Here is a 12,666-nt window from a genome sequence, read left to right as displayed (position 1 = left end):
GAGATTCTATGTTGCAGGGGAACCCTGCAACCTTAAATTGGGTTGGTATTCGCTCTGATTTTTCATGAGGGCGAATGCCACCCGGCAAAGCTTACGGGCGAGGATGACCAAAGCCTGAGTTCTGGCTAGACCTCTTGCCAGATAGGATTCATAGAACGGTTTCCAAACAGGGGACCGACAAGCTGCCATAGCTGCATTGTGTGCAAGACGCCGTAATTCTCCGTCACCTTTTTTGCTCAAGTGGCGAGGACTGTGTTTCTTGCCTGAGTCCTTTGCCTTCAAATCCATTCCCAGAAAGGCGATGAACGCATCGGCGCTGGCGAACTCACCTCGCATATACGTAGTTGCCAAGCCCGTTGCCGTGAGTTCACCAATCCCTTCAATCGCTTTGCAGCGTCTGATGTTTTCGCTAATGCCGGCCTCTTGGCTGACTTTGCGGAGTAATTCCTGAATGGCTTGATCAAGCTGTTTGAAATGCTCCAACCCACGGGCCAAAAGATCTTCAAGGAGAGGTTCGTTTGACCAGCTCAGCATGATACTGACTCGGGCCTTCATCAGCTGCGCACGCTTGTTAAGCAGACTTTTCAACACCGTGTAGTGCCGTGGTGGTGGGCTCCAGACCCGCAGCCGGTGCTGTTCACTGGTTAGATAACGCGCCAGAAGACGTGCATCACAAGGGTCGGTTTTTGCACGCTGACCGATGCTTTCGCGGTAATGGCTCACCCGGTAAGGGTCCACGACGTAAACCCGATGCCCCATACCATGGGCCAGTTCGGCCGTGTCCAGGTGGTAGAGATTAGTGGCTTCCAGAGCGATCGAGCTTTGTGCGGGCAAGGTCTTCAGCCAACGACCTACAGACGTGCGGTCATTGTTGATGACCTGGGTAATTTCCAGATCTTCGCGATAAACAACGATTTCGGCCTTGGCCACATCGACACCAATCACCGTTGGCGAGGTAAGGATTGTCATGACGAATCCTCGGAGCTAGGGTTTAAGAGCTTGTCGGGGTCTACCGTAGCGCTGGCTTGCCTCTATCGTCGGTTTTACCGATGAATTCCTTATCGGCGCTTTAGGTAGAAAGGGCGGGACGAGAAGTCTCCCACGGTCCGTACTGGCTAGAGTCGGAATCGAGCTTTTAGTCCCGCCCACCCCTTCAAGTCTAAACATACAAGCGAGCTTGCTCGCGATGGCAGTGGATCAGTCAGCATCTTTGTCGATTGATACTCCGCCATCGCGAGCAAGCTCGCTCCCACATTGAATTTTGTACTGCGTCGGACGCGTCAGTCGTGATCGACCCCGGCGCGTTTCAACAACTTCTTGCAGCGCTCGGACAGGTGAAACACCTGCAACTGCTTGCCCGCCTTGGCGTAGCGTTCACGCAAGGTTTTCAGCGCGGCGATGGCCGAGTAATCGACAAAGCTCAGGTGCCGGCAATCCAGCGTCACCCGCTGCGGATCGCTGGCCGGGTCGAACTGATTGAGAAACGGCGTGGTCGAGGCAAAAAACAGCGTGCCGTGCAGGCGATACAGTTTGCTGCCGTCCGCTTCCAGATGTTCATCGGCGTAGAGCTCGCGCGCCTGCTGCCAAGCAAAATTCAGCGCGGCAATGATGATCCCGCACAGCACGGCCGTGGCCAGATCGGTAAACACCGTGATGGTCGTTACCGCGATGATCACCAGCACATCGTTGAGCGGCACTTTGTTCAGCACCCGCAACGAAGCCCAGGCAAACGTCTGTTGCGACACCACGAACATCACCCCCACCAGCGCCGCCAGCGGAATGCGCTCGATCAGCGGCGACAGAAACAGAATGAACAGCAGGATCAACACACCCGCCACCACGCCGGACAACCGTCCTCGCCCGCCGGAACTCAGGTTGATCACGGTCTGGCCGATCATTGCGCAACCGCCCATGCCGCCGAATGCACCGGAGACCACGTTTGCCGCGCCCAGCGCCACGCATTCACGGTCCGGGTAGCCACGGGTTTCAGTGATTTCGTCGGTAAGGTTGAGGGTCAGCAGGGTTTCCAGCAGGCCGACCAGCGCCATCAGAATCGCGTAGGGGGCGATGATGCGCAGGGTGTCGAGATTCCAAGGGATGTCCGGTAGCGCAAACTTCGGCAGACCGCCGGCGATGTGCGCCATGTCGCCGAGGGTGCGGGTTGGCAGGCCGAGCAGGTAAACCAGCAAGCCTACGCCGAGGATCGCCACCAGTGCCGGCGGCACCGAACGGGTCAGGCGCGGCAGGATGTAGACGATGGCCATGGTCAGCAGCACCAGCCCGGTCATCAGGTACAACGGCGTGCCGCTGAGCCACTGCTCGCCGCTCTTGAAATGCTCCAGTTGCGCCAGCGCAATGATGATCGCCAGGCCGTTGACGAACCCGAGCATCACCGGGTGCGGCACCATGCGCACCAGTTTGCCCAGTCGCAACAGCCCGAACGCCATCATGATCAAGCCGCCGAGCAACACCGTCGCCAACAGATATTGCACGCCGTGCTGCACCACCAGCGCGACGATCACCACCGCCATCGAACCCGCCGCCCCGGAGACCATGCCCGGCCGGCCACCGAACAGCGCGGTCAGCGTGCAAATGATGAAGGCGCCGTACAGGCCCATCAGCGGGTTGAGGTGGGCCACCAGCGCAAACGCAATGCATTCGGGCAACAGGGCAAACGAGGTGGTGAGTCCGGCCAGGACATCGGCGCGCAGACGAATCGGTTTCATGGCTTACCTGACAGAGCGGCCGACGGGCGCGGCCGCATGCATTGGCGCAAAAGAGCGCCGCGGAAAAAGAGGGTTGCGGATGTTACGCAAATGCGCCGGCGTGGGCCAGTGATCGCTGACAGGAACGGGTTGGCGCTCTATGCTTGCACGCTTCATCGAGCAACGGGTTTGAACATGTCACCGCTATCCACTCGCGAAGTCTGCCAGCGCTTGCGCGATGCGGCGTTGGAGGTTTACGCGTTACAGCGTATTGCGCAGGAATACCGGCCTGGACAGATCTCGGTCGAGATCGACGGCTGGCGGCTGTTGCTCGACTTTGACGGTCAGCGCCTGCACCACTGCCTGCAATGTCGGAGCCCGGAAGATCGGGTGTGGCGACTCGACACGACTCAGCGTTTCGGCACCGACCCGGTCAGCCTGCTCAGCACCTGGGAGCTGGCGCAGATCGAGCGATTGCTGGCCCAGGTCGGCTGACCGGATCAGACCTGCCGCAAGTCCAGCAGGTAGGTGTAATAGCCAGTGTCACGTATCCAACCGAGTGATTTGTACAAGCCCTGGGCGGTGACATTGTCGGTGGCGGTTTCCAGCACCAGTCCCTTGGCGCCGGTTTCGACGGCGAAGTCGCGGGCGGTATTCATCAGCAATCGTCCGACTCCACGACCTCGGGCGGCCGGCGTGGTGAACAGATCGCTGAGCAACCACGTGCGATGGGCATCAATCGAGGAAAACGTCGGATACAGCTGGACGAATCCGAGCGCCTCACCGCTTTCATCCTCAACCAGAAAAATCGCCGATTCATTGCCGGCCATGCGCTCGGCAATAAAGGCTCGCGATTGCTCGAGGTTCGACGGCTGGCCATAAAAGCCGCGATAGGCGTCGAACAGCTTCGCCACCGCGTCGAGGTGAGTCGTCGTGGCGCGCAGGGCCCGGAGAGTCATTGGCCTTTTCCTGACGTTATTGAAATTGAAACCAGCATAGCGCTGACAAACGAGTTTGCTGGCCTACTCGCTATATAGTTTTGTATATTGCGAACCCGAAATGGCCAGACCTCCATGCCGTCCATGAGCAGCATCCGCGAACGCAACCAGCAACTGATCCTGGCCGCCGCCAGTGAAGAATTCGCCGCCAACGGCTTCGACGCGACCCAGACCCGCGACATCGCCGCCCGCGCCGGTGTGCCCAAGGCCAACCTGTATTACTACTTCCAGAGCAAGGAAAACCTCTACGGCAAAGTGCTGCTCGGCTTCGTCGAACCGTTACTGGAAGCTTCGGCGGTACTGCGCGAAAGCGATGACCCGCTGATCGGCCTGCGCGCCTACGTCGCCGCCCGCATCCGCATCGCCCGCGAGCATCCGGCGATCGCCAAGGTTTTCAGTGGTGAGTTGCTGCTCGGCGGCCGTCAGTTGCCCGACGAATGCCGTGACCTGCTGCACGGCGAAGCCCGGCGCAATGTCGAGTGTCTGCGCAGCTGGATCGACCGTGGGCTGCTGGCGCCTGTGGATCCCGAGCATTTGATGCTGTTCATCTGGTCGGCGACGCGCACCTACACCAACATTGGCTGGCAGATGGGGCGCATCACCGGGCGGGAAGTGCCGCAGGATGAGGATTATGCGGTGGCGGCGGAGACGATTACGCGGCTGGTGCTGGAGGGGGTCGTGGCTCCACGGAAGGGGGAAATCCGTGACGTGCTGTTTGCGACCTGAAGCGTCAGGGCATGAAATCCAGCGGAAGCGTGCGGTCGCCTTCCATCCGCTCGTACCATGCCTGGAACTGAGCAGGCAGGCGCTTTTTCCATTCCGGTACATTGGTGTAGTAACGGGCTCGCGTATGGCCCTCTTTTTCAGGCACCAACATCAGCACCCAGAAACGGTTACTGGCCGCACGCATCAGAATGGCCGCGTTCATATTGCCCAGCCCACGTACCCACATCTCGATGACCTCTGCATCAGGCACATCAACCGCCGGGTCGCCGACGGTCATCGTACTCGTACGGTCCACCAGTTTCTGATAATCACCCTTGAGCAGTTCATGCATCGCCTGATCCTCTTGCTGCGTACGAGCAAGTCCAAGGCTCAACAGGTTGTAATTCATCGATAGTGGTTTTTCAGACGCCACATAACGACCTGAATAAAAGACACCCATACCGGCACCGCAATCAACGTCATCGCCATTCTGTGTGACGTCCAGTACACCATTGATCGCTCGAAAAACAAGCGTGCAACTACCTTCTTCGAAACGGGCTTCACCACCGTTCAACACAGCAATACCTTCCAATTCACCAGAGTTGGCGCCCTCCTGTGCTGAAATCCCAAAGCGGATGTGTGTGGAGTCTTGACGCTTGATGATCACTTCGGATGCCGAGTTAACCCCGTGAGGAATCAACTGCCATGTGGCATCCCATGAGAACGTTCTGGTCGCATATTTCAGCTCAGTCAGGCGCATCAGATATTCACGATGCAAGCACGCCGGTTCAGCGCCACAAAGGCTGCGGTTCTTCAACCATGCTCTTTGATCAGCCTTGAGCGCTTGCGGGTCAGCCACCTGCGCCAACGCTGTCCGCCAGAGCGCCCCGAGTTTTTCATCGAGACTCGAGGTATACGGATCCGCACAAACGGCTTTTTCAACCGGACTGGAAGCTCCAGCACAGTCAAAACTGGCAGCGTGGGAGGTGGTAGCAAATACGAGAGACGTCAGCAGCAAGGCGTGACGGAGATTGAAAGCGAGCATCGACAGATTCCATTCCTGAGGCGGCGGCAGTATGCCGGGCCTGGGCTATTGATGCTCTGATTTTTCACCGGTTGCTGGCGGACAACCGGGCTCTTGTGCAAGAACGACTCAGAATCTGATTTCAGCCGCCGGCTTCACATCGATCCGCGCTACAGAACCGGTCAGGTGCGCCCAGTCCTTGTTGTGTTCGGCGATGATGTCTTCGGCGCTCATGTTGCCGTTGTCGACCGTCGTGTGGGCGTCGGCCGCCAGCTCCACGTCGTAGCCCAGTTGATGGGCCTGACGCACGGTGGCGTTGACGCAGTAATCGGTTTGCATGCCGCAGATCACCAGGCGGTCGAAGTCTTCCCGGGGGATCAGTTTCTGCAGGTTGGTCTGGTAGAACGAGTCGTTGGCGGTCTTGTCGACGCGCAGATCGCCAGGTGCGGTGCTCAGGCCTTCAGCCAATTGCCAGCCTTCGGCACCGTGAGCGAACGGGCTGTCCTTTTCGTTGTGCTGAATCAGCACCACTGGCACACCCGATTGACGCGCGCGGGCGCTGAGGCCGTTGATGGTGTCGATTACCCGATTGGCGTCGTGGCATTCGTATTCGCCCGCGCACAGGGCGCGCTGGACATCGATGATCAGCAATGCGGTGGTCATGGTGAGCCTTCCTTGATCGGTCCTTGGGACAGGGGCGGACGTGTGCCCGCCCCCTTTTTACTCCGCTCAGTAACCCAATGACAACCCAGTGTTGCGCCGTGGATCGTTGGCTCCGTAGAAGCGGTTCTTGCCCACTGGTTTGCCACCCAGCGATGGTGCGCCGACCAGAATCGCGGCGATGTGGTTTGCGTCTTGCGGGCCCGCGAACTTGTGGCCCCAGCTCTCGAGAATCTTCTTCGTGTCGGGGCTGGCGGCGAAGTCTTCGAGGTTGGTTTCCTCCGGCATCCACTGCTGGTGGAAACGCGGCGCGTCGACCGCTTCCTGAAGTCCCATACCGTAGTCGATGACGTTGAGCATGGTCAGCAACGTCGCGGTAATGATGCGACTGCCGCCCGGCGTACCGACCACCATCACCACTTTGCCGTCCTTGGTGACAATGGTCGGGCTCATCGAGGACAGCGGCGCCTTGCCCGGAGCAATGGCGTTGGCCTCGCCCTGCACCAGGCCGTACATGTTCGGCACGCCGACCTTGGAGGTGAAGTCGTCCATTTCATCGTTGAGGATCACTCCGGTCTTGCTCGCCATCACGCCGGCGCCGAACCAGTCGTTGAGGGTGTAGGTGACCGAGACCGCGTTGCCCCATTTGTCGACGATCGAGTAGTGCGTGGTGTTGCTGCCTTCATGGGGCGCGACGCCGGGCTTGAGTTCCGCCGACACGCCGGCCTTCTGCGGCTGGATCGCGTCACGCAGTTTGGTCGCGTAGTTCTTGTCCAGCAGGTGTTCGATCGGGTTTTTCACGAAATCCGGGTCGCCCAGATAACTGTTGCGATCCACGTATGCGTGGCGCATCGCCTCGATCTGGTAATGCATGCCCTGGGCCGAATGGAAGCCCAGATCCTTCATCGGATAGCCTTCGAGAATGTTCATGATCTGGCAGATCACGACGCCGCCGGAGCTTGGCGGCGGTGCCGATACCACGTGATAACCGCGATAGTCGCACTCCACCGGGGCCAATTCGCGGGTCTTGTACTTGTCGAGGTCGGCCTGGGTGATGATGCCCTTGTTGGCCTGACTGGAGGTGACGATGGCGTCGGCCACCCAGCCTTTGTAGAAGCCGTCGGCGCCTTTTTCAGAAATGGTGCGCAGGGTTTTACCCAGATCCTTCTGCACCAGTTTCTGCCCGACCTGCATCGGCTCGCCGTTGCTCAAAAAGATCGCGCCGGAATCCTTGATGTCCTTCTTGAACACGTCGGTGGCGTATTCCAGCAATTCGACATCGCCCTGTTCCAGCGCAAAGCCTTCTTCGGCCAGCTTGATGGCCGGGGCAATCATCTCCTTGCGTGGTTTGGTGCCGTACTTGCTCAGCGCCAGCTCCATGCCGGACACGGTGCCCGGAACGCCGACCGCGAGGTGGCCACGGGTACTCAGGTCCGGAATGACGTTGCCGTCCTTGTCGAGGTACATGTTGGCCGTCGCGGCCAGCGGGGCTTTTTCGCGGAAATCGAGGAAGGTCTTGCGTCCGTCCGCCAGTTGAATGGTCATGAAACCACCACCACCGAGGTTGCCCGCCGCCGGGTAAACCACCGCCAGTGCATAACCCACGGCGACCGCCGCATCCACCGCGTTGCCGCCACTTTTCAATACGTCGACGCCCACGTGAGTGGCCAGGTGCTGGGCGGTGACCACCATGCCGTTTTCGGCGGCGACCGGAGCAACCGAGGCGGCGTGAGCCATCAGGCAACTGAGCGCCAATGAGGTCGCCATCAGCGATTTGGCAAAAGGTTCGTACTTCATGAGTCGGTCTCTTCTTTTTATAAGGTAGGAAAGCGCTTCAAGAGCATCAGCCAGTATGGTCGTGATTGCGGTTTGCGCCTCCCCGATCCGGCAGTATGCTGGGCGCAGTTTTCACCCCCGTCCCGGAGTTCTACCCATGACCTACACGTTCATCACCCTGCCCTCGCCCGTCGGCGAGTTGAAGCTGGTCGCGAACGGCTCACGTCTGGCCGCCATCCTCTGGGAAAACGACAAACCGAACCGGGTGCGCCTCGGGCCAATGAGCGAGGCACCGGACAACCCGGTATTGATGAAAGCCGCGCGACAGCTGGAAGAATATTTTGCAGGAACGCGAAACGCGTTCGATCTGGAGCTGGACTTTGCCGGCACCGAATTCCAGAAAAAGGTCTGGGCCGCGTTGCTGACCATTCCGTTTGGCGAAACCCGGACCTACAGCCAGATCGCCGAACAGATCGGCCACCCGAGCGCGGTGCGTGCCGTTGGCGCGGCGAACGGGCGCAATCCGATCTCGATCATTGCACCGTGCCATCGAGTCATCGGCGCCTCAGGAAAACTGACCGGGTTTGCCGGAGGCCTGGAAGCCAAGGAGCGCTTGCTGACTCTGGAGGGTGGCCAGTGGTCGGACATCGGTAAAACCGGCGATCTGTTTTAACCGCCGAACAGGTTATTCATCGCCGCGTACTGCAGCAGCATGATGGTCTTGGCATCGCAGATTTCACCCCGCTGGAACGCCGCCAGCGCGTCGTCGAAACGCCACTCCAGCACTTCAAGTTCTTCTGTTTCCTCTTCCAGACCGCCCCCTTCACTGACCTTTGACGAGGCATCGTACTCGGCGATGAAAAAGTGCAGTTTCTCAGTCACCGAGCCGGGGCTCATGTAGGCCTCGAACACCTTCTTCACGTCATGCACGCGATAACCGGTTTCCTCCTCCGCCTCGTCGCGGATGCGCTGCTCCGGCGCCGCGCCCTCAAGCAATCCCGCCGCCACTTCGATCAGCAATCCGTCGTGACCGTTGACGAATACCGGCAGGCGGAACTGCCGGGTCAGCACCACGGTGCGTTGCTCGCGGTTGAACAGCAGAATTGCCGCACCATTGCCACGGTCGTAGACCTCGCGCGTCTGACGCTGCCAGTCACCGTTGTTACGGTGATAGTCGAAGGTGATTTTCTTGAGCAGATACCAGTCGTGGGACAACACCTGGGTATCGACGATGTTGACCCGCTCGGCTGTGTTGGACATGACGCCTGATCCTTTTTTGTCATCGGAAGATGGCCATGGTAGGTGAAATAATGCGAACCGCCGACGAAAAAAGCCCGGCAGCGCTACCGGGCTTTTCCTTCACTGACTACTGATGAGCGACGTTCACCGTTGCGGCATCAGTGCCCTGCGCCGCAGACGGCGCCCCGTGAATCAGTGGTCCATAACGCCGACTGAATTCCCAGTTGTACGGCACGCGATCCTTGCTGGTGCCGTTGTCCCAGTTCACCGACCAGGTCATCAGGCCCTTGATCGGATGCCCTTTGACCGCCAGGCGTTTCATCGCGTTGCCGACCACGGTTTTGTCGATCACGTAACCGGTGGCAGCAGCATCGACGTTGGACGGCAGGCCGATGACGAACTTGTCCGCCGGGATCTTCGTAAAACCGCGAGTGCCGGTGACCAGGCTCTCGGTCAGGTAATAGAGGAAGTCCTCTTTCATCGCGTCGTTGTTCTGAGCGATCCACGCCCCGTTGCCGTTATTGGCCTCCGGCACCCAGACCCCGTCGCCACCCTGGTTGTAGAACTGCGGAGCGATGAAGTCGTAATAGCCTTCCAGCGCCTGCAGATAACCGACGTATTTGCCGGAGGTGGTCAGGTACGGGAACTCCGGCGCCATGCTGATGATGAAATGCTTGCCCTGGCCGGCGTAGTGATCCTTGACCAGTTTCAGCGCGGCCGGCAGGACGGTCTTGTTGGCAGCGAAATCAATCGCGCTCTGCTCAAGATCGATGTCCAGGCCATCAAAACCGTAGGTTTCCACCAGACGGATGATTTCATTGGCCAGCGGTTGCTCCTGACCGGCGCGCAATTCGATGTGCGCATCGGCACCGCCCAGTGAAATCAGCACGGCCCGTCCCTGACTGTTGAGCACGCCGACCTGACGGCGAAACTCGGCATCGGAGACGTTGAACGGCTTGAAGGTCGGAATCCCGCTGCCCGTCATGAAGGCCACCGCAACCACGTTGTATTCCTTGGGCACGTTTTCCAGGGTGATGTTGGCGAACTGGCCGCGCTGGTAACCATCGCTCGGGCCGGCCGGCCAGTTGTGCCAGAAGCCCATGAGGATCTTCTTGCCGGCAAGGCTCGGCATCAGCGACGCGGCGTCGCTGGCCTGGCTTTTCAATAGGGTAAAGTCGATGTTTGACATGTTCTAATCCTTCAGAACGTGTGAGTTTGACGTTGCGGGCTTATTTGAAGTCCACATCGAAGGCCTGATAGAAGGCGTTGCCGGTGTTGGCGACGATCCACATCAGGACGATGACGTGATGCCCGTGCTTGTTGTCCGGCAGTTTCACCGCGTGATTGACCTTGGCTTTCAATTCCGCCGCATGACTGTAGTACGGCACTTGCAGATAGAAATCCTCGGCGAACGGTTGAGCCTCCAGTTGCGCTCGGGTGATGCGTTGTTTCGGGTCCCAGCCATCCTTGGTGATCAGCCAGCGGTAACCGCGGGTGGTGTGCGGGGCGGTGTACTCCCACTTGACCTCAAGGGTCTGGCCAGGCGTGACATTGAGCAGCGGCCAGGAGAACGGACGCCCGAGCTTCTTGCTCATTTCTTCTGCGGTGAAGTTCACGCAGTCACGTGCGTCGTTTTTGCCGCCGCTGAGAATATAGCCGTCAGCCGGCGGCACGACGCTCGGATTGTCGCTTTCGAACGGCGCGGGGAACGGGCCGGCTGCCAGCGCCGGAAAGTTCTTGCCACCTTCCATTTCGTTGACCTGCCAGCCACCGAGCAATCCTTGCTCGATGGCCACCGCACCGCGGCTTGCAGGGGAGATGACGCGACCGTGTCGCAGTTGGGTTTGAGCTTGTGGTTGGTTCATGTTTTTCACTCCGTTGATTTAAGAACTCTCCTGTCCGAGGAGAGGCCTTCAAGCTAACGGAGGGGGATTTTTTGTCCATCGGCGGTTTTGTCGCAGTCTGCCTTGGCGAAACTCGAAAAACGCCGAAAACACTGTATATAAACACAGTGCATTACGACGACGCTCACCCAACGAAGGGCAAAAGGACTACACCGCGTTATTACAAAAACCCGCATTTACCGGTTCAGGGAAGCTGTGCCTCGAACTCCTTTTGATACTGCCCGGCGAGCTGTACCTTTTGCTTGTCGTCGAGCAATTTGCCGGCCATCTGGAAGAATTTCTGCTCTTCTTCCTGCAAGTGGTGATGGACCTTCTCCGAAAGCTTTTTCGCCGTGGCCAACCAGGCCGGGCTGGACATCTCGGTCTCGTCGAGCTCTTCCATCATTTCGTCCATTTCATGGTGCTCGGCGATGGCATGCCGACTGAGGTCGATACCGTTGTCGTACTCCATCAGCGGAATATAGAAATGGCGCTCTTCAGCCGTTTCATGGGCTTGCAGCTCAGCCTTCAACTGCTTGTAGGCCTCGACCCTTTCCGGGGTGTCACCGCTGGTCTTGATCAACGATTTCGCATAGGTCCGCTGACGATCGTGGCTTTCACGCAGGGCTTCGAAAATGTTCATGGAATCTCCCAGGCAAACGCGTTCCGGATGGACGCCCTGAAGGGCTAGACCGCGGCGCAGGAGCAACGGTTCCAAGCGATTGCTTCAACCGACGGTGGCGCGATAGGCTGCCGATTCATTACTACAAGGAAGACAACATGACGTTGCGGATCGAGCTGTCGCAGGACCCCACCGAAGAACAGCGCGCGGCCATCCTGGCGCCGCTGCGTGCCTACAACATTGCCAAGGCCGGGCCGTCGCTGTACGAACCGGTCGCGTTGCTGGTGCGCGACGATAACGACGCGATCCTCGGTGGCCTCTATGGGCACACGTTCTATCGGTGGCTGTTTATCGAGTTACTGGCGGTGCCGGAAGAAGGCCGGGGACAGGGCATCGGCTCGAAGCTGATGAACATGGTCGAGGAATTCGCCCGGGGAAAAGACTGCGTGGGGATCTGGCTCGATACCTTTGATTTTCAGGCGCCCGGGTTCTACAAAAAACTGGGGTATACCGAGTGTGGCGAGATTGTGGATTATCCGCTGGGGCACAAGCGGCATTTTTTCCAGAAGCGTTTGATTGATTGAATTCAGCGACCCTCGCCCGCAGGCTGGCGAGGGTCGCGCATGCTTCAATGCATTCAACCGCCCGTTACAGACAGGTCGCCAACGCCGCCAAGCGGCGCTTGGCCACAAAATCATCCTTCTGCGCGTAGTAGTTCAACACGGTGCCGGACGCATCCGTGCTCAAGTCGACAAACGACTCAGCCGAGCGCGTGTAAACCGTTGAACCACCCTTCTTGCCCGGTTGCAGATACGCCGCCGCGTCCACGCCGAACACCGCTTCGTCCTGCCAGGCGAACTGAACGCATCGGGCCACGTCTTTTTCGGGCTTCTCCGAGCTCAGGGTCTTGTAAGGGGTTTGCGTGCGGGCGTCTTCCATCGCCGAGCCCGCGCAACCGGCCAGCAGGGTTGCCGCCAGTGCCACCATCAGCATTCGCATTGCATTCGCTCATTCGGAAAAAAGCGGACTGTATCACCGCAGCCGGAAAAATCGT

Annotated in this window: 14 protein-coding genes and 1 pseudogene; 4 read left to right on the top strand and 11 right to left on the bottom strand. The window is 59.0% G+C overall.

Features of this window, described 5'->3' with window-relative positions; all coding sequences use genetic code 11:
* Positions 1-6: 6 nt before the first annotated feature.
* Positions 7-969 carry an IS110 family transposase gene (locus tag ACTJK7_RS24595; RefSeq protein ID WP_440779566.1) on the bottom strand — a complete coding sequence of 321 codons (963 nt, stop codon included), beginning with the start codon at positions 967-969 and terminating at the stop codon, positions 7-9.
* A gap of 311 nt (positions 970-1,280) precedes the next feature.
* The gene (locus ACTJK7_RS24590; RefSeq protein WP_108562659.1) at positions 1,281-2,726 is read right to left on the bottom strand and encodes a SulP family inorganic anion transporter; all 1,446 of its coding nucleotides are present in this window, start codon (positions 2,724-2,726) and stop codon (positions 1,281-1,283) included.
* 174 nt (positions 2,727-2,900) lie between these two features.
* Here ACTJK7_RS24590 and ACTJK7_RS24585 point away from each other — a divergent pair, with 174 nt between their 5' ends.
* Complete coding sequence (locus ACTJK7_RS24585; RefSeq protein WP_064384072.1) at positions 2,901-3,200, top strand: DUF7693 family protein; 300 nt, start codon at positions 2,901-2,903, stop codon at positions 3,198-3,200.
* Positions 3,201-3,205: 5 nt separating this feature from the next.
* Here the strand turns inward: ACTJK7_RS24585 and ACTJK7_RS24580 are convergent, their stop codons facing one another.
* Positions 3,206-3,664: a GNAT family N-acetyltransferase gene (locus ACTJK7_RS24580; protein WP_323151193.1), complete on the bottom strand. Its 459-nt coding sequence runs from the start codon at positions 3,662-3,664 to the stop codon at positions 3,206-3,208.
* Positions 3,665-3,787: 123 nt separating this feature from the next.
* Between ACTJK7_RS24580 and ACTJK7_RS24575 the strand changes: the two genes are divergently transcribed.
* On the top strand, positions 3,788-4,429 hold the full coding sequence (locus ACTJK7_RS24575) for a TetR/AcrR family transcriptional regulator (RefSeq protein ID WP_064600889.1): 642 nt from the start codon (positions 3,788-3,790) through the stop codon (positions 4,427-4,429).
* 4 nt (positions 4,430-4,433) lie between these two features.
* Here the strand turns inward: ACTJK7_RS24575 and ACTJK7_RS24570 are convergent, their stop codons facing one another.
* The 3 genes from ACTJK7_RS24570 to ggt form a co-directional block, all read right to left on the bottom strand.
* Positions 4,434-5,453: a lysozyme inhibitor LprI family protein gene (locus ACTJK7_RS24570; RefSeq protein WP_108562663.1), complete on the bottom strand. Its 1,020-nt coding sequence runs from the start codon at positions 5,451-5,453 to the stop codon at positions 4,434-4,436.
* A gap of 108 nt (positions 5,454-5,561) precedes the next feature.
* The gene (locus tag ACTJK7_RS24565) at positions 5,562-6,095 is read right to left on the bottom strand and encodes a cysteine hydrolase family protein (protein WP_440781050.1); all 534 of its coding nucleotides are present in this window, start codon (positions 6,093-6,095) and stop codon (positions 5,562-5,564) included.
* Between the two features lie 66 nt (positions 6,096-6,161).
* On the bottom strand, positions 6,162-7,889 hold the full coding sequence (ggt, locus tag ACTJK7_RS24560; RefSeq protein ID WP_108562667.1) for a gamma-glutamyltransferase: 1,728 nt from the start codon (positions 7,887-7,889) through the stop codon (positions 6,162-6,164).
* Positions 7,890-8,025: 136 nt separating this feature from the next.
* Between ggt and ACTJK7_RS24555 the strand changes: the two genes are divergently transcribed.
* Positions 8,026-8,541, top strand: a complete 516-nt coding sequence (locus ACTJK7_RS24555; protein ID WP_064380651.1) for a methylated-DNA--[protein]-cysteine S-methyltransferase — start codon at positions 8,026-8,028, stop codon at positions 8,539-8,541.
* Here the strand turns inward: ACTJK7_RS24555 and ACTJK7_RS24550 are convergent.
* The 4 genes and pseudogenes from ACTJK7_RS24550 to ACTJK7_RS24535 form a co-directional block, all read right to left on the bottom strand.
* Positions 8,538-9,128 (bottom strand): NUDIX domain-containing protein, encoded by a 591-nt coding sequence (locus ACTJK7_RS24550; protein ID WP_064380653.1) that lies wholly within the window; start codon positions 9,126-9,128, stop codon positions 8,538-8,540. The two genes, ACTJK7_RS24555 and ACTJK7_RS24550, sit on opposite strands and share 4 nt — an antisense overlap.
* A gap of 142 nt (positions 9,129-9,270) precedes the next feature.
* Positions 9,271-10,296, bottom strand: a pseudogene (locus ACTJK7_RS24545) (chitinase); the annotation flags it as partial.
* 40 nt (positions 10,297-10,336) lie between these two features.
* Complete coding sequence (locus tag ACTJK7_RS24540; RefSeq protein WP_108562669.1) at positions 10,337-10,972, bottom strand: lytic polysaccharide monooxygenase auxiliary activity family 9 protein; 636 nt, start codon at positions 10,970-10,972, stop codon at positions 10,337-10,339.
* Between the two features lie 223 nt (positions 10,973-11,195).
* Positions 11,196-11,633 carry a hemerythrin domain-containing protein gene (locus tag ACTJK7_RS24535; RefSeq protein ID WP_011334931.1) on the bottom strand — a complete coding sequence of 146 codons (438 nt, stop codon included), beginning with the start codon at positions 11,631-11,633 and terminating at the stop codon, positions 11,196-11,198.
* Positions 11,634-11,770: 137 nt separating this feature from the next.
* On the opposite strand from ACTJK7_RS24535, the gene ACTJK7_RS24530 reads away from it, so the two are divergent.
* Positions 11,771-12,196 (top strand): GNAT family N-acetyltransferase, encoded by a 426-nt coding sequence (locus ACTJK7_RS24530; protein WP_323151192.1) that lies wholly within the window; start codon positions 11,771-11,773, stop codon positions 12,194-12,196.
* A 64-nt stretch (positions 12,197-12,260) separates the two neighbouring features.
* On the opposite strand, the gene ACTJK7_RS24525 is transcribed toward ACTJK7_RS24530, so the two are convergent.
* The gene (locus tag ACTJK7_RS24525; RefSeq protein ID WP_064380660.1) at positions 12,261-12,611 is read right to left on the bottom strand and encodes a hypothetical protein; all 351 of its coding nucleotides are present in this window, start codon (positions 12,609-12,611) and stop codon (positions 12,261-12,263) included.
* Positions 12,612-12,666: the final 55 nt, after the last annotated feature.

The organism is Pseudomonas sp. 22085 (genome assembly GCF_052045815.1).
Lineage (GTDB): Bacteria > Pseudomonadota > Gammaproteobacteria > Pseudomonadales > Pseudomonadaceae > Aquipseudomonas > Aquipseudomonas glycinae.
This window is presented reverse-complemented; position numbering and strand designations above follow the sequence as displayed.

Coding starts and splice junctions, on each gene's coding strand:
- ACTJK7_RS24595 (WP_440779566.1), bottom strand. CDS start 969: ATGACAATCCTTACCTCGCCAACGGTGATTGGTGTCGATGTGGCCAAG.
- ACTJK7_RS24590 (WP_108562659.1), bottom strand. CDS start 2,726: ATGAAACCGATTCGTCTGCGCGCCGATGTCCTGGCCGGACTCACCACC.
- ACTJK7_RS24585 (WP_064384072.1), top strand. CDS start 2,901: ATGTCACCGCTATCCACTCGCGAAGTCTGCCAGCGCTTGCGCGATGCG.
- ACTJK7_RS24580 (WP_323151193.1), bottom strand. CDS start 3,664: ATGACTCTCCGGGCCCTGCGCGCCACGACGACTCACCTCGACGCGGTG.
- ACTJK7_RS24575 (WP_064600889.1), top strand. CDS start 3,788: ATGAGCAGCATCCGCGAACGCAACCAGCAACTGATCCTGGCCGCCGCC.
- ACTJK7_RS24570 (WP_108562663.1), bottom strand. CDS start 5,453: ATGCTCGCTTTCAATCTCCGTCACGCCTTGCTGCTGACGTCTCTCGTA.
- ACTJK7_RS24565 (WP_440781050.1), bottom strand. CDS start 6,095: ATGACCACCGCATTGCTGATCATCGATGTCCAGCGCGCCCTGTGCGCG.
- ggt (WP_108562667.1), bottom strand. CDS start 7,889: ATGAAGTACGAACCTTTTGCCAAATCGCTGATGGCGACCTCATTGGCG.
- ACTJK7_RS24555 (WP_064380651.1), top strand. CDS start 8,026: ATGACCTACACGTTCATCACCCTGCCCTCGCCCGTCGGCGAGTTGAAG.
- ACTJK7_RS24550 (WP_064380653.1), bottom strand. CDS start 9,128: ATGTCCAACACAGCCGAGCGGGTCAACATCGTCGATACCCAGGTGTTG.
- ACTJK7_RS24540 (WP_108562669.1), bottom strand. CDS start 10,972: ATGAACCAACCACAAGCTCAAACCCAACTGCGACACGGTCGCGTCATC.
- ACTJK7_RS24535 (WP_011334931.1), bottom strand. CDS start 11,633: ATGAACATTTTCGAAGCCCTGCGTGAAAGCCACGATCGTCAGCGGACC.
- ACTJK7_RS24530 (WP_323151192.1), top strand. CDS start 11,771: ATGACGTTGCGGATCGAGCTGTCGCAGGACCCCACCGAAGAACAGCGC.
- ACTJK7_RS24525 (WP_064380660.1), bottom strand. CDS start 12,611: ATGCGAATGCTGATGGTGGCACTGGCGGCAACCCTGCTGGCCGGTTGC.